General features: G+C 68.7%; 20 protein-coding genes. 14 read left to right on the plus strand and 6 right to left on the minus strand.

The features are described 5' to 3' along the window. Positions 1-39: 39 nt before the first annotated feature. The 8 genes from WS46_RS05390 to WS46_RS05425 all read left to right on the plus strand — a co-directional run bounded on the left by WS46_RS05390 (position 40) and on the right by WS46_RS05425 (position 10,041). Positions 40-483: a low molecular weight protein-tyrosine-phosphatase gene (locus WS46_RS05390; RefSeq protein ID WP_059531598.1), complete on the plus strand. Its 444-nt coding sequence runs from the start codon at positions 40-42 to the stop codon at positions 481-483. Then, positions 477-1,655 carry a polysaccharide biosynthesis/export family protein gene (locus WS46_RS05395; protein ID WP_059531595.1) on the plus strand — a complete coding sequence of 393 codons (1,179 nt, stop codon included), beginning with the start codon at positions 477-479 and terminating at the stop codon, positions 1,653-1,655. The genes WS46_RS05390 and WS46_RS05395 overlap by 7 nt, the downstream gene beginning before the upstream one ends. Positions 1,656-1,705: 50 nt before the next feature. After that, positions 1,706-3,931 carry a polysaccharide biosynthesis tyrosine autokinase gene (locus tag WS46_RS05400; RefSeq protein ID WP_059531592.1) on the plus strand — a complete coding sequence of 742 codons (2,226 nt, stop codon included), beginning with the start codon at positions 1,706-1,708 and terminating at the stop codon, positions 3,929-3,931. A gap of 62 nt (positions 3,932-3,993) precedes the next feature. Next, positions 3,994-4,953 carry a glycosyltransferase family 2 protein gene (locus WS46_RS05405; RefSeq protein WP_059689530.1) on the plus strand — a complete coding sequence of 320 codons (960 nt, stop codon included), beginning with the start codon at positions 3,994-3,996 and terminating at the stop codon, positions 4,951-4,953. A gap of 127 nt (positions 4,954-5,080) precedes the next feature. Beyond that, on the plus strand, positions 5,081-6,217 hold the full coding sequence (locus tag WS46_RS05410) for a glycosyltransferase family 4 protein (protein WP_059689532.1): 1,137 nt from the start codon (positions 5,081-5,083) through the stop codon (positions 6,215-6,217). 10 nt (positions 6,218-6,227) lie between these two features. After that, a complete protein-coding gene (locus WS46_RS05415; RefSeq protein WP_059531583.1) occupies positions 6,228-7,694 on the plus strand; it encodes an O-antigen ligase in 1,467 nt (488 codons plus the stop codon). Further along, entirely contained in the window at positions 7,691-8,875 is a 1,185-nt protein-coding gene (locus tag WS46_RS05420; protein ID WP_059689535.1) for a glycosyltransferase family 4 protein, read from the plus strand. The genes WS46_RS05415 and WS46_RS05420 overlap by 4 nt, the downstream gene beginning before the upstream one ends. Beyond that, entirely contained in the window at positions 8,875-10,041 is a 1,167-nt protein-coding gene (locus WS46_RS05425) for a glycosyltransferase family 4 protein (RefSeq protein WP_059689537.1), read from the plus strand. The genes WS46_RS05420 and WS46_RS05425 overlap by 1 nt, the downstream gene beginning before the upstream one ends. A 145-nt stretch (positions 10,042-10,186) precedes the next feature. Here the strand turns inward: WS46_RS05425 and WS46_RS05430 are convergent, their stop codons facing one another. After that, a complete protein-coding gene (locus WS46_RS05430; RefSeq protein WP_059689540.1) occupies positions 10,187-11,419 on the minus strand; it encodes an MFS transporter in 1,233 nt (410 codons plus the stop codon). 156 nt (positions 11,420-11,575) lie between these two features. On the opposite strand from WS46_RS05430, the gene WS46_RS05435 reads away from it, so the two are divergent. Then, a complete protein-coding gene (locus WS46_RS05435; RefSeq protein WP_059532386.1) occupies positions 11,576-12,046 on the plus strand; it encodes a helix-turn-helix domain-containing protein in 471 nt (156 codons plus the stop codon). 4 nt (positions 12,047-12,050) lie between these two features. Here WS46_RS05435 and WS46_RS05440 read toward each other — a convergent pair whose 3' ends face one another. After that, positions 12,051-12,818 (minus strand): AraC family transcriptional regulator, encoded by a 768-nt coding sequence (locus WS46_RS05440; RefSeq protein WP_059531567.1) that lies wholly within the window; start codon positions 12,816-12,818, stop codon positions 12,051-12,053. A gap of 26 nt (positions 12,819-12,844) precedes the next feature. Then, a complete protein-coding gene (locus tag WS46_RS05445; RefSeq protein ID WP_059531564.1) occupies positions 12,845-13,186 on the minus strand; it encodes an FKBP-type peptidyl-prolyl cis-trans isomerase in 342 nt (113 codons plus the stop codon). A 582-nt stretch (positions 13,187-13,768) separates the two neighbouring features. Between WS46_RS05445 and WS46_RS05450 the strand changes: the two genes are divergently transcribed. Both WS46_RS05450 and WS46_RS05455 read left to right on the plus strand, forming a co-directional pair. Next, positions 13,769-14,686, plus strand: coding sequence for a metal-dependent hydrolase (locus WS46_RS05450; RefSeq protein WP_059690183.1), 918 nt, complete (start codon positions 13,769-13,771; stop codon positions 14,684-14,686). A gap of 438 nt (positions 14,687-15,124) precedes the next feature. After that, positions 15,125-16,597 carry a sigma-54 dependent transcriptional regulator gene (locus tag WS46_RS05455; RefSeq protein ID WP_059531561.1) on the plus strand — a complete coding sequence of 491 codons (1,473 nt, stop codon included), beginning with the start codon at positions 15,125-15,127 and terminating at the stop codon, positions 16,595-16,597. Between the two features lie 978 nt (positions 16,598-17,575). Here WS46_RS05455 and WS46_RS05460 read toward each other — a convergent pair. After that, on the minus strand, positions 17,576-18,358 hold the full coding sequence (locus WS46_RS05460) for an ABC transporter substrate-binding protein (RefSeq protein ID WP_059689542.1): 783 nt from the start codon (positions 18,356-18,358) through the stop codon (positions 17,576-17,578). A gap of 233 nt (positions 18,359-18,591) precedes the next feature. Between WS46_RS05460 and WS46_RS05465 the strand changes: the two genes are divergently transcribed. After that, positions 18,592-19,011: an MbcA/ParS/Xre antitoxin family protein gene (locus tag WS46_RS05465; RefSeq protein ID WP_059531557.1), complete on the plus strand. Its 420-nt coding sequence runs from the start codon at positions 18,592-18,594 to the stop codon at positions 19,009-19,011. Positions 19,012-19,013: 2 nt separating this feature from the next. Continuing rightward, entirely contained in the window at positions 19,014-19,712 is a 699-nt protein-coding gene (locus WS46_RS05470) for an RES family NAD+ phosphorylase (protein WP_059689544.1), read from the plus strand. Positions 19,713-19,800: 88 nt separating this feature from the next. On the opposite strand, the gene WS46_RS05475 is transcribed toward WS46_RS05470, so the two are convergent. After that, positions 19,801-20,526 carry a metallophosphoesterase gene (locus WS46_RS05475; protein WP_059531552.1) on the minus strand — a complete coding sequence of 242 codons (726 nt, stop codon included), beginning with the start codon at positions 20,524-20,526 and terminating at the stop codon, positions 19,801-19,803. Positions 20,527-20,662: 136 nt separating this feature from the next. On the opposite strand from WS46_RS05475, the gene WS46_RS05480 reads away from it, so the two are divergent. Next, entirely contained in the window at positions 20,663-21,316 is a 654-nt protein-coding gene (locus tag WS46_RS05480) for a DUF1345 domain-containing protein (RefSeq protein ID WP_059531549.1), read from the plus strand. A gap of 54 nt (positions 21,317-21,370) precedes the next feature. On the opposite strand, the gene WS46_RS05485 is transcribed toward WS46_RS05480, so the two are convergent. After that, on the minus strand, positions 21,371-22,081 hold the full coding sequence (locus WS46_RS05485) for a class I SAM-dependent methyltransferase (protein ID WP_059689592.1): 711 nt from the start codon (positions 22,079-22,081) through the stop codon (positions 21,371-21,373). Positions 22,082-22,313 lie beyond the last annotated feature (232 nt).

Below are 22,313 nucleotides of genomic sequence, written 5' to 3' on the forward strand. Positions count from 1 at the left end.
CCGCGCGTCGCCGTTACCCGTAACCCGAATCGAGACGCCATGTTCCGGAACATCCTGATCGTCTGTCACGCGAACGTCTGCCGCAGCCCGGCGGCGGAACTGCTGTTCAAGTCGCACGCGGCGTCGCGTGGCGGCCCGCGCGTGACGTTCCACTCCGCCGGCGTGCGTGCGAACGACGGCGACGGCATCGATCCGGTGATGCGGCAACTGCTCGCCGAGCGCGGTGTCGATGCGACGACGCACCGGTCGCGGCGGCTGTCGCGCCGGATCGTGCGCGACGCCGACCTGATTCTCGTCAGCGAGCGCGAACAGATCAAGGCCGTCGAATCGGTCGATCCGTTCGCGCGCGGCAAGGTCCACCTGCTGGGCAAGTGGGAGGACGCCGAGATCGCGGATCCGCATGGCGGCCCCGAGGCCGACTATCGCGAGAGCTACTCATTGATCGAACGTCTGGTTCAAGGATGGCTGCAAAAACTATGCTGAAACGTCCCATGCGCCCGCTGGCGCTCGCCGTCGCGATGACGACATTCCTGTCGGCGTGCGCGACCGCGCCCGGCAACTATCTCGACTCGTCGAACCTGAAGGACGAAGGCCGGCAAGGCCAGACCGAAACCTATCCGGTTCATTACATCGACGCGAAGCTGGTGATGGATCAGCTGCAGAAGCAGCAGGTCGAACACCCGCTGCCGCCGGGCCGCTACACCGATCCGTCGCAATACGTTTACCGCATCGGCCCGCAGGACATTCTCGGCGTCACCGTGTGGGACCACCCCGAGCTGACGACGCCGCAGGGCCAGTCATTCTCGAGCGGCGGCAACACGACGCAGACGATCGCGGGCGCGTTGCAGCAGCCGTATTCGTCGTCGCTGCCGGGCCAGGCCGATCCGTACGGCCAGACCGTGGCCGCCGACGGCACGATCTTCTTCCCGTTCGTCGGCCGCATCCACGTGGCGGGCAAGACGATCGCGCAGACGCGCGACGAACTGGCCACGCGCCTCGCGCGCTACGTGAAGAATCCGCAGCTCGACGTGCGCGTGCTGTCGTTCCGCAGCCAGAAGGTGCAGGTGACGGGCGAGGTGAAGACGCCGGGCCCGCTCGCGATGAGCGACGTGCCGCTGACGCTGGTCGACGCGATCTCGCGCTCGGGCGGCTCGACCGCCGAGGCCGACCTGCAGCGCGTGCGCCTGACGCGCGACGGCAAGCTCTACACGCTCGATGCGAACGGCGTGCTCGACCGCGGCGAAGTGAAGCAGAACGTGATGCTGCAGCAGGGCGACATCGTCAACGTGCCGGACCGCAGCGACAGCCGCGTGTTCATCATGGGCGAGGTCAAGACGCCGGTCACGGTGCCGATGCTCAAGGGCCGGCTGACCATCGCCGACGCGTTGACGGCCGGCGGCGGCATCCTCGACACCGATGCGAATCCGCGCAAGATCTACGTGATGCGCGGGATGCGTGACAACCCGACGAAGCCGGAAGTGTTCCGTCTCGACATGACGCAGCCGGACGCGCTGATGCTGTCGAGCCGCTTCCCGCTCCAGCCGCTCGACGTCGTCTACGTCAGCACGGCCAGCTCGGTGCAGTTCAACCGTGTGCTGCAGCAAGTGCTGCCGACGATCCAGACGATCTTCTACATGCGGCAAATCACGCGCTGATAGCCCGCCGGGGCGGCGCCTCCGCCCCGGCACCACTCAAGCGGGAACGAATGGTGAACACGCAAGCAAAACACGCCTACGCGGATCTGACCGCGAAAACCGAGGAAGAGGACGTCGTCCTCGGCCAGTTGCTCCAGGTGTTGATGGACGACATCTGGCTGCTGCTCGGCATCGCGGTGACCGTCATCGCGCTCGCCGGCCTCTACTGCTACATCGCGAAACCGGTGTACCAGGCCGACGTGCACGTGCGGGTCGAGAGCAACGACAACACGTCGCAGGCGCTCACGCAGACGCAGACGGGGGCGACGATCAACAGCGGCCCGCAGCAGGCGCAGACCGACGCGGAAATCGAGATCATCAAGAGCCGCGGCGTCGTCACGCCGGTCGTCGAGCAGTTCAAGCTGAACTTCTCGGTCGTGCCGAAGACGATTCCGCTGCTCGGCAGCCTGTCCGCGCGCGTCGCGACGCCCGGCGAGCCGTCGCGCGCGTGGTTCGGCCTGCGGTCGTACGCATGGGGCGGCGAAGTCGCCGACGTCGACACGATCAACGTCGTGCCCGCGCTCGAAGGCAAGAAGATGACGCTCACGGCCGGCCCGAACGGCACGTATACGCTGGTCGGACCGAACGGCAACCGCCTGCTGTCGGGCCGTGTCGGCGAATCGGAGCAGGGCGGCGGCGTGACGCTGCTCGTGCAGAAGCTGGTCGCGCGTCCGGGCACGCAGTTCACCGTGGTCCGCTACAACGATCTCGACGCGATCACCGGCTTCCAGTCGGGCATCCAGGTGTCCGAGCAGGGCAAGCAGACGGGCGTCGTGCAGATCTCGCTCGAAGGCAAGGACCCGGACCAGACCGCCGCGATCGCGAACGCGCTCGCGCAGTCGTACCTGAACCAGCACGTGATCGCGAAGCAGGCCGAAGCGACCAAGATGCTCGACTTCCTGAAGGGCGAGGAGCCGCGGCTGAAGTCCGACCTCGAGCGCGCGGAAGCCGCGCTGACGCAGTATCAGCGCACGTCCGGCTCGATCAACGCGAGCGACGAGGCGAAGGTCTACCTCGAAGGCAGCGTGCAGTACGAGCAGCAGATCGCGGCTCAGCGCCTGCAACTCGCGTCGCTCGCGCAGCGCTTCACCGATTCGCATCCGATGGTGATCGCCGCGAAGCAGCAGCTCGCGGAGCTGCAGGGCGAGAAGGACAAGTTCAGCAACCGCTTCCGCAGCCTGCCGGCGACCGAAGTGAAGGCCGTCCAGCTCCAGCGTGACGCGAAGGTCGCCGAGGACATCTACGTGCTGCTGCTGAACCGCGTGCAGGAACTGTCGGTGCAGAAGGCCGGCACGGGCGGCAACATCCACCTCGTCGATTCCGCGCTGCGCCCGGGCGACCCGGTCAAGCCGAAGAAGGTGCTGATCCTGTCGGCCGCGGTGTTCCTCGGGCTGATTCTCGGTACCGGCGTCGTGTTTCTGCGCCGCAACCTGTTCCAGGGGATCGAGGATCCGGACCGCGTGGAGCGCACCTTCAACCTGCCGCTGTACGGGCTGGTGCCGCAAAGCACCGAGCAGGTGAAGCTCGACGCGATGGCCGAGAAGGGCGGCGGCCGCGCGCGGCCGATCCTCGCGAGCCTGCGTCCGAAGGACCTGAGCGTCGAAAGCATGCGCAGCCTGCGCACCGCGATGCAGTTCGCGATGATGGACGCGAAGAATCGCGTGGTCGTGCTGACCGGTCCGACGCCGGGCATCGGCAAGAGCTTCCTGACGGTCAACCTCGCGGTGCTGCTCGCGCATTCGGGCAAGCGCGTGCTGCTGATCGACGCCGACATGCGCCGCGGCATGCTCGACCGCTACTTCGGCCTCACCGCGCAGCCGGGCCTGTCGGAACTGCTGAGCGATCAGTCGCCGCTCGAGGAGGCGATCCGCGAGACGCCGGTGCAGGGCCTGTCGTTCATCTCGGCCGGCACGCGCCCGCCGAACCCGTCGGAGCTGCTGATGTCGACGCGCCTGCCGCAATACCTCGAAGGGCTCGGCAAGCGCTACGACGTCGTGCTGATCGACTCGCCGCCGGTGCTGGCGGTGACCGACGCGACCATCATCGGCCGCATGGCCGGCGCGACCTTCATGGTGCTGCGCTCGGGCATGCATACCGAAGGCGAGATCGCCGACGCGATCAAGCGCCTGCGTACCGCGGGCGTCGATCTGGAAGGCGGGATCTTCAACGGCGTGCCGCCGAAGGCGCGCGGCTACGGCCGCGGCTATGCGGCCGTCCACGAATACCTGAGCGCCTGACGGCATTGCACGAAACCGGGCCGGCGTGCGCAGCGCCGGCCCGGCCGACTGGAGAACCCTCGATGAAAATTTCCGTGCTCGTTCCGACCTACAGGCGTCCCGCCGACCTCGCGCGCTGCCTGCTGGCGCTGCAGCGTCAGCAGCGGCTGCCCGACGAGGTGATCGTCGTCGCGCGCCCGGAGGACGATGCCACGCACGAGCGCCTCGCCGACCCGTCGGTCGGCGGCATGCTGCCGCTGCGGATCGTGCCGGTCGACGTGCCGGGGCAGGTCGCCGCGCTGAACAAGGGGCTCGACTCGGCGAACGGCGACGTCGTCGCGATCACCGACGACGACGCGGCGCCGCGCGCCGACTGGCTCGCGCGCATCGAGGCCGTGTTCCTGGCCGACCCGCGCGTGGGCGCGGTCGGCGGCCGCGACTGGGTGCACGAGAAGGGCCGCGTGCTCGACGAGTCGCGCGAGCTCGTCGGTCAGCTCACGCTGTCCGGCAAGATCATCGGCAACCATCATCTGGGCGTCGGCGGCGCGCGCGAAGTCGACATGCTCAAGGGCGCGAACATGAGCTACCGCCGCGCCGCGATCGAACGTCTGCGCTTCGACACGCGGCTGCGCGGCGCCGGCGCGCAGGTGCACAACGACATGGGTTTCAGCATGCAGGTGCAGCGTGACGGCTGGACGCTCGTCTACGACCCGGCGATCGCGGTCGATCATTTTCCGGCCGAGCGTTTCGACGACGACCGGCGCGACGCCGCATCGCTCAATGCGATCAGCAACGGCGCGTACAACCTGCATTTGATCCTGCGCGAGCATCTGCCGCCGGTGCGGCGCGAGATCGCGTGGTGGTGGTGGACGCTGATCGGCACGCGCGTCTATCCGGGCTTCGCACATGTGCTGCTGTCGCTGCATACCGCGCGGCGCGAGCGCGTGCGCGAGCACTGGCGCGCGGTGCGCCGCGGCGCACGCGATGCGCGCCGCGCCCACCTTGCCCCCCATCGTGCGGCGATGCCGCCGGTGACGTCTTGAACGGGCTGCGCGCACGACGCGCGGCCATCCCCGGAGGGCTTGAAATGGTACGACCCCAACGCTCACTTTGTTCGCTGTCCCCCAAGGGGACGGTCAGCCTCCTTGGGGCGGTCCGGCGGAGGCTTGCATGAATTCCACGAAGGTTCACGTCCACCTGTTTTACGGCGCCGATCCGCGTACTTACCGGAAAGGCGAGAACATCGGCTGCCTGTACGGCTACCACCACGCGGAATCCGACGAATTCCGGCTGACCTATTCGCAGGACCGGCGCGAGAACCGCGTCGCGAGCCTCGCGCGCCGTGCGCTGAAGGCGGCGCTCGGCTTCGACGTCGTGCATGCGTGGCGCAATCGCGCCGCGTTGTTGAGCACCGACGTGATCTGGACGCACACCGAGCAGGAGCATCTCGCCGCCGCGCTGATCCTGAAGCTCGCCGGCGCACAGGGCAAGCGTCCGCTGCTGCTCGCGCAGAGCGTGTGGCTGTTCGACAAGTGGAACACGTTCGGCGGCCCGCGCCGCTGGCTGTACCGCAAGCTGCTCGCGCGCGCCGACGTGCTGACGACGCTCGCCCGCGACAACGCCGAGCTGTGCCGCCGCTTTCTCGGGCGCGAAGCCGAGTTCGTCTACTACGGGCTGAACACGCAGGACTTCCCGCCGACGGAGCCGCGGCAGTGGCAGCCGAACCGGCCGCTGCGGATCGCGGCGATCGGCAACGACCGCGATCGCGACTGGCGCACGTTTCTCGCCGCGTTCGGCGGCGACGAGCGCTACGACGTGCGGCTCGCGACGCGGCGCCGCGTGCCGCGCGAGTGGCATGCGCCGAACGTGAAGATCGGCTCGGCCTCGGGCCTCGCGAAGCAGCACGAGCTGTACGCGTGGGCCGACGTGATCGTCGTGCCGCTGCGGCCGAACTTCCACGCGTCGGGCATCACCGTGATGCTCGAGGCGGCGGCGGTCGGCAAGCCGATGATCGTGTCCGACGTCGGCGGGCTCAGCGACTACTTCCCGCACGACACCGCCGCCTACGTGCCGGCGTTCGATGCGGCGGCGATGCGCCAGGCCGCCGATCGCTTCGTGGCCGATCCGGTCGCCGCGCTCGAATGCGCACGTGCCGCGGCCGCGTGCCTGCGCGAGCGCGACCTGACCACGCAGGCGTTCGCCGAACAGCACGTGCGGATCACGCGCGACATGCTGCGTCGGCGTCGCACGCCGGCGGCGGCCGGTCTCGCGATGCCGCTCGCGGATTCGCGCCCGTCGTCGCGGTGAGAGCGGATCGATGAGTACGATTGCCGCCGAACGCGCACCGTCGCGCAGCCGCAGCCGGTTGCCCGAACCGAAGCACTGGGTCGGGCAGGCCGGGCTGTGGACGTTTACCGCCGCGCTGATCGCCATTCACCAGGGCAAGGTGCTGACGCTCGCGTTTCCGGTGCTGGCGATCGCGGTCGGCATCTGGCTGTATTTCAAGAGCCCGGCGCGCTACGTCGGCTTCATGTGGTGGGTGTGGTTCCTGAGCCCCGAAGTGCGGCGTCTCGCCGACTGGTCGAAGGGCGCGTTCACGCCGACGAGCCTGATCCAGGTCGCGCCGCTCGCGGTGACGATGATCGCCGGATTCGGGCTGCTCAGGCATTACCGCGTGCTCGCGCAGCGGCGCGGGATTCCCGTGCTGCTGATGCTGTTCGGGCTTACGTATGCGTATCTGGTCGGGATCGTGTCGAGCGGCGTGATGGCCGCGACCTACGACCTCGCGAACTGGGTGTACCCGGTGCTGATCGGCTTTCACATCATGGTCAACTCGCGCGACTATCCCGAGTACCGCGACGTGCTGTTGTCCACGTTCATGTGGGGCATGCTCGTGATGGGCGTGTACGGGGTCGTGCAGTACTTCGTGATGCCGCAGTGGGACGTGCTGTGGATGATCGGCTCGGACATGGGCTCGCAGGGCGAGCCGGTGCCGTACGGTGTCCGCGTCTTCAGTACGATGAACTCGTCGGGGCCGTTCGCGTTCGCGATCATGGGCGCGCTGGTGTTCGTGTTCGCGGCGCCGCAGAAGGTCCGCTGGTTCGCGGGCGCAGCCGGCTTCGTGTCGTTCGCGCTGTGTCTCGTGCGCTCGACCTGGGGCGGCTGGGTGATCGCGCTCGCGATCCAGCTCGTGCAGTCGAGCAACCGTGTGCGGATGCGGATCCTGATCAGCGGTGTCGTGCTGGTCGGGCTGTGCGTGCCGCTGCTGACCGTCGGGCCGGTGGCCGACCGGCTCGGCGCGCGCCTGCAGTCGATCACGAACCTGAAGGACGATCGCAGCTACGACGACCGCAACAAGTTCTACGCGACCTTCGCGCAAACGGCGTTCACCGACGTCGCCGGCGAGGGGATGGGCGCGACCGGCGCGTCCACCAAGCTGTCGAGCGACAGCGGCGAGCTCGGCAAGTACGGCAGCTTCGACAGCGGCGTGATGAACGTGCCGTTCGTGCTCGGCTGGCCCGGCACGCTGCTGTACCTGTCGGGCGTCGTGATGCTGCTCGCCCGCACGCTGCGCGCGGCGTTCAAGCTGCGCAAGGACAAGTTCGTCGGCGCATGCCTGAGCCTGTGCCTGTCGGTGTTCGCGATGCTCGTGTTCACGAACTCGCTGATTGGCACGGGCGGCCTGCTGCTGTTCACGGCCATTTTTTCAATACTATCCGCGGCGCACTGGCAGAAGGCACAGCGCCTGCTGGCCGCCGCGCGTTCACGGGGAGGCGACCATTGAGAATCGCGATCGTCACGCACGTCGTGCGACATAACGACGGGCAGGGCCGCGTCAATTACGAAATCGCGCGCGCGGCGCTGGCCGAAGGCTACGAGGTCACGCTGGTCGCGTCGCATGTCGCGCCCGAGTTGCTGGCCGACCCGCGCGTGCGCTGGGTACCGGTGAAGGTCGGCGGCTTCTGGCCGTCGAATCTCGTCAAGCAGCAGGTGTTCGCGCTGAAGAGCGCGTGGTGGCTGCGCGCGCATCGCGGCGAGTACGACGTGCTGCACGTGAACGGTTTCATTTCGTGGATCAAGGCCGACGTGAATACCGCGCACTTCGTGCACGGCGGCTGGTTCAAGAGCCCGTATTACCCATTCGGGCTGACGAAGGGGCTGTGGTCGGCGTACCAGTACGTCTACACGCGCGTGAATACGGCGCTCGAGCGCTGGGCGTACCGGCGTTCGCGCGCGATCACGGCCGTGTCGCAGAAGGTGGCCGACGAGATCGCCGGGCTCGGCATCGACAGCGGCAAGATCAGCGTGATCTACAACGGCGTCGACGGCAGCGCGTTCGCGGGCGCGCAGGCCGATCGCGCGGCGTTCAAGCTGCCGGACGATGCGTTCCTGCTGCTGTTCGTCGGCGATCTGCGCACGCCGCGCAAGAACCTCGGCACCGTGCTGAAGGCGCTGACGAAGCTGCCGGCGAACGTCCATCTCGCGGTGGCCGGTTATCTGCCCGGCAGCCCGTATCCGGACGAGGCGCGCGCGCTCGGCATCGATTCGCGCGTGCATTTCCTCGGTCTCGTGAAGAACATGCCGACGCTGATGCGCTCGGTCGACGCATACGTGTTTCCGTCGCGCTACGAAGCGATGAGCCTGTCGCTGCTCGAGGCGATGGCGGCCGGGCTGCCGGTCGTCACCGCGCGCACCGCCGGCGGCGCGGAAATCATCACGCGCGATTGCGGGATCGTGCTGGAGGACCCCGACGATCCGGCCGCGCTCGCGCAGGCGATCGGCTCGCTCGCGGCGTCGCGCGAGACCTGCCGCGCGATGGGCGACGCGGCCCGCGAACTGATGACCCGTTTCGGCTGGGCCCACATGGGCGCCCAGTATGTCGCGCTCTACCGGCGCATCGGCCAACCCTCGCAGCCGTCCGCGTTCGAGCGGGTCGAGCATGCGGTTACGCAGGAGCAGTCGTAATGTCCCAATCTTCCCGGCCGATCAAATCGTTGCAGATCGGCATGCACTGGTTCCCCGAACGCGCGGGCGGCCTCGACCGGATGTACTACTCGCTCGTCGGCGCGCTGCCCGGTGCGGGCGTCGAGGTGCGCGGGCTCGTCGCCGGCTCGCCGAAGGTCGCCGACGACACGGGCGGCGCGATCCAGGGCTTCGGACCCGCGTCGCAGCCGCTCGCGCGCCGCATGCTCGCCGCGCGCCGCGCGTTGCGCGACGAGATCCGCAGCGAGCGGCCGGACGTGATTTCGTCGCACTTCGCGCTGTACACGTTTCCGGGCCTCGACGTGACACGCGGGATTCCGCAGGTGTCGCATTTCCAGGGGCCGTGGGCCGACGAAAGCCAGGTCGAGGGCGCCGCGTCGCTCGGGCAGCGCGCGAAGCGCTATCTCGAACAGGCCGTCTATACGCGCTCGTCGCGCCTGATCGTGCTGTCGCAGGCGTTCGGCCAGATCCTGACGAACCGCTACGGCATCGATCCGTCGCGCGTGCGCGTGATTCCCGGCTGCGTCGATACCGCGCAGTTCGATACGCCGCTCACGCCGGCCGAGGCGCGGCACAAGCTGCAACTGCCGCAGGACCGGCCGATCGTGCTGGCCGTGCGCCGGCTCGTGCGGCGCATGGGGCTGGAAGACCTGATCGACGCGATCGGTCTCGTCAAGCACCGTCACCCGGACGTGCTGCTGCTGATCGCCGGCAAGGGCAAGATCGGCGAGGAACTGCAGCAGCGCATCGACGACGCGGGGCTGCAGGACAACGTGAAACTGCTCGGGTTCGTGCCCGACAATCATCTCGCGGCGCTGTACCGCGCGGCGACGGTCAGCGTGGTGCCGACGGTCGCGCTCGAAGGCTTCGGGCTGATCACGGTCGAATCGCTGGCGTCCGGCACGCCGGTGCTGGTGACGCCGGTCGGCGGGCTGCCGGAGGCGGTGGCCGGGTTGTCCAGCGATCTCGTGCTGCCGTCGACGGGCGCGGATGCGATCGCGGAAGGGCTCGGCGGCGCGCTGTCGGGCGCGATCACGTTGCCGGACGAGGCCGCGTGCAAGCGCTACGCGCGCGACCATTTCGACAACGCGGTGATCGCGCGACGCGTCGCCGGCGTGTACGAAGAGGCGATCCGGGCGGCGGGGTAAGCGAACGCGGCACGCCGCCGCGACGGTGGGGCCGGCGCACGCGCATGCGTCCGGTCCGCATGCCGGCCGCCCGAACCGGGCGAGCCGGTTTTTTTTCGTTCTGTGCGAGGCACGCCGCGCTCCGTGCTCGACACGTCGCCACGCGTCATGCACGCCTGAGCGTCACGGCCCAGACGGCGAATGCAACCACGCTGACCGCCGCGCCGAGCCCGCAGACGCCGATCCATCTGGCGTGCGCATACATCATCGTCGACGCAATCGCGCCGAGCCCGCTGCCGACCGAATAGAACAGCATGTAGCAACCGACGAGGCGGGCATGCGCATCGGGCCGCGCGCCGAGGATCATGCTCTGGTTCACGACGTGGACGGCCTGCCCGCCGACGTCGAGCAGCACGATGCCGACGACCAGCAGCGCGATCGACGTACCGGCGAACGCGAGCGGCAGCCACGAGAGCGAGAGCAGCGCGAGCGCGGCGCCGGTCGTGGCTTCGCCGAGGCCGCGATCCGCGAGCCGGCCCGCGCGCGCGGCGGCGGCCGCACCCAGCGCGCCGACCAGACCGAATGCGCCGATCTGCGTATGCGACATCGCATGCGGCGGCGCGCTCAGCGGCAGCACGAGCGCGCTCCAGAAGATGCTGAACGCCGCGAACATCAGCAGTGCGATTGCCCCGCGCACACGCAGCACGCGCTCGTTGCGCAGCAGCATGACCATCGAACCGAGCAGCGCCGCGTAGCCGATGCGCTCGCGCGGCGCGCGGGCATCGGGCAACAGCCGCGCCAGCGCGACCAGCATCGCGATCGCGAGCGCGCCCGACACCAGATAAACCGCGCGCCAGCCGGCGACATCCGTGACGACACCGGCAAGCGAGCGCGCGGCGAGCAGGCCGATCACGACGCCGCCCTGCGCCGCGCCGACCACGCGGCCGCGCTCATCGGCGCCCGCAAGCGCGGCCGAGCAGGCGATCAGCCCCTGCGTCATCGCGGTGCCGAGCAGCCCGACCGCGACCATGCCCGCCAGCAATGCGATGCGCGTCGACGAGGCGGCCACGCCGATGCATGCCGCCGTCAGCAGCAGAAGTTGAACGGCGATCAGGCGTTTGCGATTCAGCAGGTCGCCGAGCGGCACGACGAACAGCAGCGCGAGCGCGCAGCCGAGCTGCGTCGCGGTGATGACGCCGCCGACCGCCGCCTGCGATACGCCGAAGTCGTGTGCGATCGAGTCGAGCAGCGGCTGCGCGTAGTACACGTTCGCGACGCTCGCCGCGCAGCACACGGCCAGCAGCGCGACGAGCGCCGTCGGCACGCGTGACACGGCGACCGGACGAGCGGTGCGTGACGTCGCGTTCGACGCGACCGTTCCTGAACAGGACGATTCCATTGGGGGCCTCACGCTCACTTAAGTAGTTGCAATTTGAAACCAGTGTGAGTGTAGGAAAAGTGGTTTTAAAATGCAACCTGTGTGACGGCGGGCGACGGGCCCGCGCACGGACGGCCGGCGGCCCGCGAAGGCGCCGGCGCGACAGCGGAGAGCAATATGGCCAGGCAGAAAAGTCTCGCGGATTCACCATGCCCGGTGGCACGGGCGACCGATATCGTCGGCGATCGCTGGGCGTTGCTGATCGTGCGCGACGCGTTCGACGGCGTGCGCCGGTTCGGCGATTTCCGTGCGAGCCTCGGCGTCGCGAGCAACATCCTGTCGGACCGGCTCAGGATGCTGGTGGACGCCGGCGTGTTCGAAGTCGTGCCCGCGTCGGACGGCAGCGCGTATCAGGAATACGCGTTGACGAAGAAGGGCGAGGGGTTGTTTCCGGTGATCGTGATGTTGCGGCAGTGGGGCGAGGCGAACCTGTTCGAGCGCGGCGAGCCGCATTCTGTGCTGGTCGAGCGCAAGACCGGCCGCGCGATCCGCAAGCTCGCGCTTCGGCACGACGACGGCCGGCCGCTGAAGGCGGCGGAGACGGTCGTGCGGAAAGTGGGCGACGAGGGGGGCGGGACGCGCGCGTGAGCGCTCAGTGCCGCTCGCCGCGCCAGCGCCCGGGCGCGACGCCGAAGCGCTTCGTGAAAGCGTGCGTGAAGGTGCTCTGGTCGGCGAAGCCGACCATGCCGGCGATGTCGACGAGCGGATGGCGGCCGTCCGCGAGCAGCACGACGGCGGCGTCGAGCCGCAGCCGCTGCAGGTAGCGATGCGGGGTTTCGCCGAACGCGTCGACGAACAGTTGATGAAAGCGGCGCATCCCGTAACCGCAGTGCGCGGCGAGATCGGCGATGCGCAGCGGTTCCGCGAGCCGCGCGCGCAGCCAGCGGTCGATGCGCGCGAAATCCAGGCCCGCCGCGGGCGCGGCGAGGCCGGCATCGTCGAGCAGCGCGTCGCACAGTCGCGCGGCGGCCTGCCACTGGAAGCGATGCGCGCGCCGCGTGTCGCCGGCCGTCCCGTCGAGTTGCGCGGCCGCCGCCGCGACCTGCGCGACGAGCGACGTCAGCGCCGGGTCGATCGACACGGCACGCGCGCTGTCGAACAGCCGCCGCGGCACCGCGAGCGACGCGGCGGGCAAGTCGAGCACGAGCTGGCGATTGTCGCCGAGGCCCGCGTAATCGTGGCGCGCGCCGGCCGGAATCAGCCACGCCGCGTGCCGGTCGATGCGCTGGCCGACGCCGTCCACCGCCATCACCATCGCGCCGTCGACGCCGATCACGACCTGGTGAAAGTCGTGCACGTCGGATGCTTCGCACGTGTCGTAACGGCGCAGCGCGATGGCGGGAGACGGGATGCGTTCCATCGGAAGGACGTCGGCCGGTGGGGTCGTCAGATGGCGAGCAGTTCGACTTCGAACACGAGCGTCGCGTTCGGGGGGATCACGCCGCCTGCGCCGCGCGGGCCGTAGCCGAGTTGCGGCGGGATCGTCAGGCGACGCACGCCGCCGACCTTCATGCCCTGCACGCCTTCGTCCCAGCCCTTGATGACCATGCCGCCGCCGAGCACGAACGCGAACGGGTCGTTGCGGTCCTTGCTCGAGTCGAATTTCTGACCGTCGGTCAGCCAGCCCGTGTAGTGGACGCTGACGGTCTGGCCGGCTTGCGCCTGCGCGCCGGTGCCTTCGGTCAGGTCTTCGATTTTGAGGCCCGATGCGGTCGTGGTGACGGACATGACTTCTCCTGAAAAGGGGTTGGGTAAAACCGCTATTGTAGGCGAGCGGGCAGGGGGCCGTCGTACGCGGCGAGCGCCCGTCCGCGTGCCGATCGCGGGTCGGTCGCGGCGGTCTTCGCAGAACCCGCCCGATACGCCAATGGAACGCGCGTTTGAATTTTTCGCGAACCGGAGCGACGGGGTTGCACCGCGCAAACGGGGTGCGCGTATGAATCGGCGCCACCCGGCTGCTCGGCGTCACGTCGAGCGCCACCGCGCGATCCCGTGAAACGCCCGTCGCGCGGCGTTTTCGTGCCGATTTCGGCGCGTGCGCGCGCCGCCCGGCTGCCGGTCCCTTACCGGCATGCGCGTTCGAATCGCGGCACGCGCGAACGCCACTCGAACGTCGCTTTTTTCGCGCTGCCGACCGTGCCCTGTTTGGAAGCGCGCGTCTACCGCGCGGCTTGCGCGCGGCGCCGGCCGGCGCCTATCTTTACAGTTATCGATGTCAAGATTTCGGCGTCGCGCGACGCGCTGCCCGGACCCGCGCCGACAAGGCCGCGACGGCTGCCGGGCCGCCCGAAAACCAGGAGAACGACGAACATGAAGTCAGCCGCTTCCGCCACCGCCGCCGAGGTGATGCCGGTGCGCCGCGACCTGCGCTTCGACCTGCCGGTCGAACGCGCGAAGGACTGGCATGGGCTCGGCCCGCACGTGACCCACTTCTTCAATGCGCTGTCGCTGCTGTTTCCGGCCGGCGAACGCTTTTTCATGGATTCGGTGCGCAATTATCGCGACCGGATCGACGACCCGGTGCTCAAGCGGCAGGTGCTCGGCTTCATTGGCCAGGAGGCGATGCATACGCGCGAGCACGTCGAATACAACGAGCTGATGCAGGCCAACCGCCTGCCCGCGCGCAAGCTCGACAAGCGCGTGTGGACGGTGCTCGGCTTCGTGAAGCGCACGCTGCCGCATTCGGTGCAGCTCGCGCACACGGTCGCCGCCGAACACTACACGGCGATGCTCGCGGACTGGCTCCTGCGCGACCCGACGCGCCTGGACGGCTCGGTCGAAGGTTACCGGCAGATGTGGCTGTGGCATGCGCTCGAGGAAACCGAGCACAAGGCCGTGTCCTACGACGTGTGGAACGCCGTGATGAAGCCGGGCCCGCGCCGCTACCTGATCCGCGTCGGCGTGTATCTGGTGACGACGCTGACCTTCTGGCCGACCGTGTTCCTGATGCACGTGACGCTGCTGTCGCGCGATCGCGACATCAGGCATCGCGTGCGCGGCATGCTGCGCATGATTGCATTCCTGTACGGGCCGCGCCGTGGGCTGTTTCCGCGCATCGCGGGCGAATGGCTGAGCTTTTTCCGGCCGGGCTTCCATCCGTGGGACCACGACAACCGCCACCACCTCGCGCGCGTCGACGCGCTCGTCGCCGCCTACGGCGAACACGACGGCGCGTCGGCCGGACGCGGCCGCGCCAACGCACTCGCGCCGCTCGCATCGGGGCGCTGACGCCGCCGTGCCACGCGGCACGTGTTGCGTTCGTGCATCAACCCCACTTCTTCCGACGATTGACTGGCGTCAAGCGGAAAACGGTTGCGCGAGCGGGCGCCGGTACGGCCGCCGCGGCCGCGCCGGCGCCTGCCGCCGGTCCGATTCCTCGCGCCCGGCGTCGCGTGTCGCACCGGCGCGCCCGCACCGGCGCGGCTTCGCGCGCCCGCTACCCGTGCGGCCGTGGCTTCGCACCCGCCGCGCCACCGGGATATCACCCATCTAGCCGCGCGTCGGCGGCACCGATATACCGTTCATGAAAGGATCCGCCCGGCGCGCGATTATTGCCCGGGGGGATTTTATTCGGACGGAAATGCGGCCAATATGTCGGTTCGATCGAGGTCCTTCGGATGCGGCGGCGAGCCGGCGCACGATACCAACGCCAAGCGGGGAACAACGATGGTTGCAAGGTCACCCGACGCAAGCGGGACGACGGCGTCCGAGATGCCGCTCGTGTCCGTTACCGCTCCCGAGGCCGGACGCAAGCTGTTCGTGATCATGCGTTCGCCGGACGAGCCGTTGCTGGCGCAACTGCGCGAGCTCGGCTGGGACATCTCCGTCGCGAAGACGGCCGGCGCCGCGCAGAACATGACGTCCGGCGTGAACGTCGCCGCCGGGCTCGTCGATTTCTCGGGCTTCACGTCGCGCGACTATCCCGCGCTGAAGGCGTGCCTCAGCCAGCCGGCGATCGGCTGGATTTCCGTCGCGCAGGCCGGCATCACGATCGGCGTTGCTGTGCGCGAGCTGATCCGCAGCTACTGTTTCGATTACGTGACGCTGCCGTTGCCGTACGAATGGATTTCGCACGTGCTCGGCCACGCGCGCGGGATGGCCGCGCTCGATCGCGTCGACGGCGCGGCGTACGCGGCGTCGATCGGCGAGCACGGGATGATCGGCAACTGCGAAGCGATGCAGCAGCTGTTCAGCACGATCCGCAAGGTCGCGAAAACGGACGCGAGCGTGTTCATCTCCGGCGAGTCGGGCACCGGCAAGGAGCTGACGGCGCTCGCGATCCACGAGCGCTCGGCGCGCGGCAAGGGGCCGTTCGTCGCGATCAACTGCGGCGCGATTCCGCATCACCTGCTGCAGTCGGAGCTGTTCGGGTACGAGCGCGGCGCATTCACCGGGGCGAACCAGCGGCGCGCGGGCCGGATCGAATCCGCGAACGGCGGCACGCTGTTTCTCGACGAAATCGGCGACATGCCGGTCGAAAGCCAGGCGAGCCTGCTGCGCTTCCTGCAGGAAGGGAAGATCGAGCGGCTCGGCGGCCAGGAGTCGATTCCGGTCGACGTGCGGATCATCTCGGCGACGCACGTGGATCTCGACGGCGCGGTCGAAGCCGGACGCTTCCGCGCGGACCTCTATCACCGGCTCTGCGTGCTGCGCATTCACGAGCCGCCGCTGCGCGCGCGCGGCAAGGACATCGACATCCTCGCGCATTACGTGCTGCAGAAATACAAGGCCGACAGCGGCCGCAAGATCAGCGGCTTCACGTCGGCCGCGCTCGACGCGATGCGCCGCTACGAGTGGCCCGGCAACGTGCGCGAGCTGATCAACCGGGTGCGCCGCGCGATCGTGATGGCCGAGAGCCGGCTGCTGACGCCGCACGATCTCGGGCTCGATGTCCCGGGCGAAACGGAGCCCGTGACGCTCGAGCAGGCGCGTTCGCTCGCCGAGCGCACCGCGATCGAAAACGCGTTGCTGCGCAACGATCACCGGATCAACAAGGCCGCCGCCGAACTCGGCATCTCGCGCGTCACGCTTTACCGGATGATGATCGAGCACGGGCTCAACGACCACGACAACAACGGCGACAACGGCGGAAAGGACGGCGCGCCGCCGGACGACGCCGACCATCAGCGAGTCGGCTGAACGGCGGCGGGAAGCGTCCGCGGTCGTCCCGTGCGCGGGCGGCCGGCGCCATGTAAAGCGCGTGAAACGTTTCCTGCCGGCGGCCGCCAAAATCGCCCCCGCAAACGCCCGCGGCGGCGTGCCGCCGGCGCCGGGAAAATTTTCCGGATCGTCCGCGCGCCTTGTCCGGCAAGGCGTCGCCGTCACACGGGCGCGCCCGCCTGCGCCCGCCATGTTTCAGTTTCGCAACGTCCTGCCTGCCCCGACCGTTCCGGCCGCGGGCTTGTCCGACGAAAGCCTTGTGCGGCCGGCCCGGAACGAAGCTGGCCCGCTCCTTGCGGCGTTTGAGGTGCGAAAGTCGACGACGTGGCGTCCGGCCGGTTCGGCAGCGAACCATGCGAGGACCGGCAAGGACGCAGTCCGGGGGATGACCGGACGGACGGGCAGCACAGCCCTGCTCCGAACGGCATGGGCCGTCGTCGACGGATCGTCGGGGCGCCGGCATTGTCCGGTTGCCGGTACAAGCTACGGATCGAATACGGGGTAGAAAAATGACGAACGATCGCCACACGCCGCGGCCGGCAGGCCGCGATCGCAGTGATTCGACCCATCGCCGGTCGACCGCGCATCTTGCTGCCGGCCGGCATGCGTCGACAGGCCATCTCTCCGCGCCCGGTGCGAGGCGGATCCGGCTGATACCCGGTCATCCGCGCCGGGCCGGCGCTTTCTCGCTCGCCAACCCGATCCGCATGGGGATGTGCACGCGGGCACCGGTCCCCCGGCGCCCGATCTTCGCTTATTGACGACGTCGAGCGCCTGCGGTCGCCAGCGCAGGCGATCCGTTTGCAATGCAAATGACGTGCCGCGTCCGGATGCGCGATACGGACGACGAACCGGCGCGACGGCGAACGTCAGGGAGGCGTCGCCGTCCGGCGAGCAGGGGAGGGGCGGTCAGGCCGCGCGCGACGGGCATCGCACCCGTGCGCGCGCGGCACCGCTTCAGCCGCCGTAGATGTCGAAGTCGAAGTACTTCGACGCGAGCCGCTTGTACGTGCCGTCCTTGACCATGTCGAGGATCGCGCGATCGATCTTCGCCTTCAGGTCGGTATCTTCCTTGCGCAGCCCGATGCCGGCGCCGATGCCGAGCACCTTCTCGTCGACGAGTTCGGGCCCGACGAACTGGTAGCCCGCGCCGCGCGGCGACTTCAGGAACCCGATCGCGGCCTGCACCTCGTCCTGCAATGCGGCGTCGAGGCGGCCCGACGTCAGGTCCGCATACACGCCGTCCTGATTCTGGTACGACACGACGTTCGCACCCTGCTTCGCCCAGTAGGCCTTCGCATACGCTTCCTGCGTCGTGCCCTGTTCGACGCCGATCGACTTGCCCTTCAGCGATTCGGCCGTCGGCAGCAGCGGCGAGCCCTTCTTCACGACGAGCCGCGTCGGCTGGTTGTAGATCTTCGTCGTGAAGCCGATCTGTTCCGCGCGCTGCGGCGTGATCGACATCGACGACAGCACAGCGTCGAACTTCTTCGCCTTCAGCGCGGGAATCATCCCGTCGAAATCGTTCTCGAGCCACACGCACTTCGCCTTCAGCCGCGTGCAGATCTCGTTGCCGAGGTCGATGTCGAAACCGACGAGCTTGCCGTCGGGCGCCTTCGATTCGAACGGCGCGTAGCTGGCGTCGGTGCCGAAGCGCAGCGTGGTCCAGTCCTTCGCGACGGCGGGGCCTGCCGATACCGCGAGCAGGGCGATCGAAACGGCGGCAATCAGTCTCTTCATGGTGGTTCCTTGGCGTGGTCTATCCGGTTCTGGGCGACACGGTTGCTGCGGGGACGTACCGCGTCCCGGTGCGCCGTCCGCACGGTCATTAACGCAGAAAATAAAATCGCAGTCCAGAATGGACAAAAAATATCGATCCTTCGGACGGAATACCGACGCGGTGGGGGGCGACCCTTGCAAAAATACGAAAATGGACTAATCTTGTTAGTAAATTCGTTTCGAGACTAACGATCATGTCACAGCCCGCCTTCGATCCGCATTCCGCCCCGCGGCAGGCCTCGGTCGCGCAGATGTCGGCGGCCGGCCTGCGCGCATTCTTCAACATCGCGCGCGACTGGGAGCTGACGATCGACGAACAGATCGTGCTGCTCGGGTCGCCCGGCCGCTCGACGTTCTTCAAGTGGAAGGCCGCGCCGGAATCGGCGCGCCTGCCGCGCGATACGCTCGAGCGGCTATCGCTGCTGCTCGGCATCTACAAGGCGCTGCAGATCCTGCTGCCGCAGCCGGCCGCGGCCGACACCTGGGTCAAGCGGCCCAACGACGCCGCGCCGTTCGGCGGCAAGCGCGCGCTCGACCGCATGCTCGCCGGCAATGTCGGCGACCTGGTTGCCGTGCGTCAATATCTCGACGCGATGCGGGGTGGCTGGGCGTGACGATGCCGATCGAAGCAGTCCAACACTGGCCCACGACCGTCGTCGACTGGGCACCTGCCTATCGCGTGATTCCCACCCGTTTTCCGGCCATCAATCTGTTCGACCGCGTCGCGTCCGCCGAGGATTTCGACGCGCTGTATGCGCTCGAATCGCTGACCAACGACCGCATCCGCAACGAAGTCGGCACGCTCGAACTCGTGCCGCCGGCCGAGCGCCGCTACGGCCAGGGCTGGGGGCCGATCATGGCCGCGTTCACGCACCTGAATCCGCAGGGCAGCCGCTTTTCCGACGGCAGCTACGGCGTGTTCTACTGCGGGCGGTCGCGCGATACGGCGATCGCCGAGACGCGCTATCACAGCGGGCTGTTCCTGGCCGCGACGAAGGAGGCGCCGATGCGCCAGCAGATGCGGCTGTACACGGTGTACGCGCAGGGCGACGTCGCCGACGTGCGCACGTGGCCGCAGCGCAGCCCGGGGCTGCTCGATCCGCTCGACTACGGCGCCGGGCAGGCGTTCGGCCGTGCAGTGCGCAGCGCGGGCGGCGCGGGGATCGTCTATCCGTCGGTGCGCGACCCGCGCGGCGAGTGTCTCGCGGCGTTCCGCACGACGGTGCTGCGCGACTGCCATCACGCGGCGTATCTCGAATACAACTGGAACGGTTCCGCGATCGATGCGGTGTTCGAATTGAACCAGGTCGGTTAGCTCGCGCGGTGCTCGCGCACGCAAACGCGTGCGGGTGGGGCACGCCATGAACGCTGCGGGCCTCAGGTCCGTTATCGGCGTGAAGGCCTCAAGGCAGCGGCAGGTCGCCCGCGTGACGTGCGCGCGCGTCGGCCTGGGTGAGCGACCACGTCTCGCCCGTGCGCGGCTCCACGATCGTCAGGCGTCCGGACGGTGCGAACGCGCCGGTGTCGATGAACCATTGCGCGCCGATGCGCTGCGGCGCGCGCACCGGCGTGTGGCCGGTGCAGGTCAGCGACAGGCCGGCCTGCCGGGCCGGGTCGGCGAGCCCCTGCACCAGGTCGCGCCCCCAGATCAGCCGCTCGCGCACGTCGGGCGAATAGCTGCCCGCGTCGAGTTCGGCGTCCGGGCCGAAGAATTCCGCATGCAGCACGTTGAAGCGCGCGGGGCCGTCGCCGATCACGCGCACGAGCGGCAGCGCGTCGACGCGTGCCGCGTGCGCGTGCAGCCTTTCCGGCGGGAGATCGGCGCCCCAGTCGCCGCCGATTCCGCGCCACGCGTCGGGCGACAGCTTGCCGCGCGACACGAGGCTCAGCACTTCTTCGTGATTGCCGCGCACCACGTGGCACCACGGGCGGTCGAGCAGCTCGAGCGCGGTTTCGGAGGCGGGGCCGCGATCGACGAGATCGCCGACCGAAAACAGCCGGTCGCGAGCCGGGTCGAAGCCGATGTCGTGCAGCAGCGCGCGCAGCACATCCACGCAACCGTGCAGATCGCCGACGACGAAGTCGCGGCCGGCCGCGTTCGCGGGATGATGGCAGAGGACGGGAGTCATCCCGATATCTTAGGCGCTCACGCCCATCGCAACGTCATGCAGGAATGGCGATAATCGGGGCGGTACCGCCCGGCGCGGCGCAGCGGGCCGTTCGCACGCCGGCCGAACCCTTTCCATCCGCTTTCGGAATCGTACGATGACGCTTTATCCGCAGGTGTTACGCAATCGGCCGCGCATGGTCGCCGCCCTCGCCGCGGGCGTGCTGTGCGCGGTGCTGCTGCCGTTGCAGTTGAGGCCGACCGCGCGCGCGCTGATCGGCTGGGATTGCACGATCTGGCTGTATCTCGTGCTGATGTGGGTGCGCATGGTCACCGCGCATCATCATCAGGTGCGCGAGATCGCGATCCGCGAGGACGAGAACGCGACGACCGTGCTGACGGTCATCTGCATCGCGACGGTCGCGAGCGTCGCCGCGATCGCGATCGAACTCGCCACCGCGAAGAACGTCGGCTTTCGTGCCGGGCTCGGCCATTACGCGGTCACGGGCGCGACGCTGTTCGGCGCATGGTTCCTGATTCCGACGATCTTCACGCTGCACTATGCGCGGCTCTATTACGGCTCGCCGAGCAGCGATCGCGCACTGCGGTTCCCCGACCGCAACCCCGAGCCCGATTACTGGGATTTCCTCTATTTCGCGTTTACGCTCGCGGTCGCGTCGCAGACGGCCGACGTGTCGCTCGCGAACCGCTCCGCTCGGCGCGCGGTGCTCGCGCAGTCGATCCTGTCGTTCTACTTCAACATGGCCGTGCTCGGGCTGTCGATCAACGTCGCGGCAGGGTTGTTGAGCTGACGCGGGTAATTCGAGCGGCTCGTGGAGACCGCCGCTTCACGGCGTTGCGCGTTGTCACGCGCCGCGCCGCACCGCGATCCACGCCCCCCAGAACAGGCTCGAGAAAAAACGCAGCGGCGCATCGAAGCCCGCATCGTGCAGCAACGCGAACACGGCTTCCTCGGCAGCCGGCGGGTCGGCGCCCTGCAGGATTTTCGCAAGCTGCGCACGCACGGCGTCGGGCGTCGCGCCCTTCATCCGCCAGCGCTGCTGCCACGCGTCGAGCAGGCGAGGGTGGTCCGCGTAGCGGCGATAGTTGCCCGCGATCACGAGCGGCGCGCCGGGCTTCAGGCGGCGCGCGATCGCGTCCAGCAGCGCGGCCTTCGCCGCGTCGCCGGGGACGTGATGCAGCACGCCGATCAACGTCGCGCCGTCGAAGGCGGGCGCATCGGGCAGCACGTCGACGCCGGCCTCGACGAATTGCGTGCGGGCGGCGAAACCCGCCGCTTCGACGTTGGCACGCGCGAGTGCGAGCATCGGCGCGGACGGATCGACGGCCGTGAACTGCCAGCCGGGTTCCAGCGCCGCGGGTACGCAGATTTCCTGCCCGGTGCCGCCCGCACCCACGATGAGGAGCCGCGCCTCCGGCACATCGATCGCCGACGCAAGCATGCACGCGGCGAGCTCGTGGCACGCGTCGTAGCCGGCGAGCGCGATGCGGGATTGTTCGGCGTATTCGTGCGCGCGTGCCGGATCGAACTTCGCGGCGCTGGCGGGGAGCGACATGGCGGATTCCTCGGGTTCGGGCGCGGACGGGGGTGCCCACGCGCATCGCACGGAGCGTAAGCGCGGGCCGGCCGCGCAACAAGGCGAGCGGACATTCCGGTATGCGGACTACCCGATTCGGCGCGCGATACGCGCAAACATTGGCGGGGTCGATTCGCATTTAAAAATGTGAGGATTCGATGCATCGCGGCCGTGAAACCGGCGCATACTTTTCTCCCCCTCTGCCTGGCCG

Source organism: Burkholderia sp. RF4-BP95, assembly GCF_001521985.1.
Lineage (GTDB): Bacteria > Pseudomonadota > Gammaproteobacteria > Burkholderiales > Burkholderiaceae > Burkholderia > Burkholderia diffusa.

Bases quoted from the DNA above. Each gene is read 5' to 3' on its own strand.
- WS46_RS05390 (WP_059531598.1), top strand. From the start codon at position 40: ATGTTCCGGAACATCCTGATCGTCTGTCACGCGAACGTCTGCCGCAGC.
- WS46_RS05395 (WP_059531595.1), top strand. From the start codon at position 477: ATGCTGAAACGTCCCATGCGCCCGCTGGCGCTCGCCGTCGCGATGACG.
- WS46_RS05400 (WP_059531592.1), top strand. From the start codon at position 1,706: ATGGTGAACACGCAAGCAAAACACGCCTACGCGGATCTGACCGCGAAA.
- WS46_RS05405 (WP_059689530.1), top strand. From the start codon at position 3,994: ATGAAAATTTCCGTGCTCGTTCCGACCTACAGGCGTCCCGCCGACCTC.
- WS46_RS05410 (WP_059689532.1), top strand. From the start codon at position 5,081: ATGAATTCCACGAAGGTTCACGTCCACCTGTTTTACGGCGCCGATCCG.
- WS46_RS05415 (WP_059531583.1), top strand. From the start codon at position 6,228: ATGAGTACGATTGCCGCCGAACGCGCACCGTCGCGCAGCCGCAGCCGG.
- WS46_RS05425 (WP_059689537.1), top strand. From the start codon at position 8,875: ATGTCCCAATCTTCCCGGCCGATCAAATCGTTGCAGATCGGCATGCAC.
- WS46_RS05430 (WP_059689540.1), bottom strand. From the start codon at position 11,419: ATGGAATCGTCCTGTTCAGGAACGGTCGCGTCGAACGCGACGTCACGC.
- WS46_RS05435 (WP_059532386.1), top strand. From the start codon at position 11,576: ATGGCCAGGCAGAAAAGTCTCGCGGATTCACCATGCCCGGTGGCACGG.
- WS46_RS05440 (WP_059531567.1), bottom strand. From the start codon at position 12,818: ATGGAACGCATCCCGTCTCCCGCCATCGCGCTGCGCCGTTACGACACG.
- WS46_RS05445 (WP_059531564.1), bottom strand. From the start codon at position 13,186: ATGTCCGTCACCACGACCGCATCGGGCCTCAAAATCGAAGACCTGACC.
- WS46_RS05450 (WP_059690183.1), top strand. From the start codon at position 13,769: ATGAAGTCAGCCGCTTCCGCCACCGCCGCCGAGGTGATGCCGGTGCGC.
- WS46_RS05455 (WP_059531561.1), top strand. From the start codon at position 15,125: ATGGTTGCAAGGTCACCCGACGCAAGCGGGACGACGGCGTCCGAGATG.
- WS46_RS05460 (WP_059689542.1), bottom strand. From the start codon at position 18,358: ATGAAGAGACTGATTGCCGCCGTTTCGATCGCCCTGCTCGCGGTATCG.
- WS46_RS05465 (WP_059531557.1), top strand. From the start codon at position 18,592: ATGTCACAGCCCGCCTTCGATCCGCATTCCGCCCCGCGGCAGGCCTCG.
- WS46_RS05470 (WP_059689544.1), top strand. From the start codon at position 19,014: ATGCCGATCGAAGCAGTCCAACACTGGCCCACGACCGTCGTCGACTGG.
- WS46_RS05475 (WP_059531552.1), bottom strand. From the start codon at position 20,526: ATGACTCCCGTCCTCTGCCATCATCCCGCGAACGCGGCCGGCCGCGAC.
- WS46_RS05480 (WP_059531549.1), top strand. From the start codon at position 20,663: ATGACGCTTTATCCGCAGGTGTTACGCAATCGGCCGCGCATGGTCGCC.
- WS46_RS05485 (WP_059689592.1), bottom strand. From the start codon at position 22,081: ATGTCGCTCCCCGCCAGCGCCGCGAAGTTCGATCCGGCACGCGCGCAC.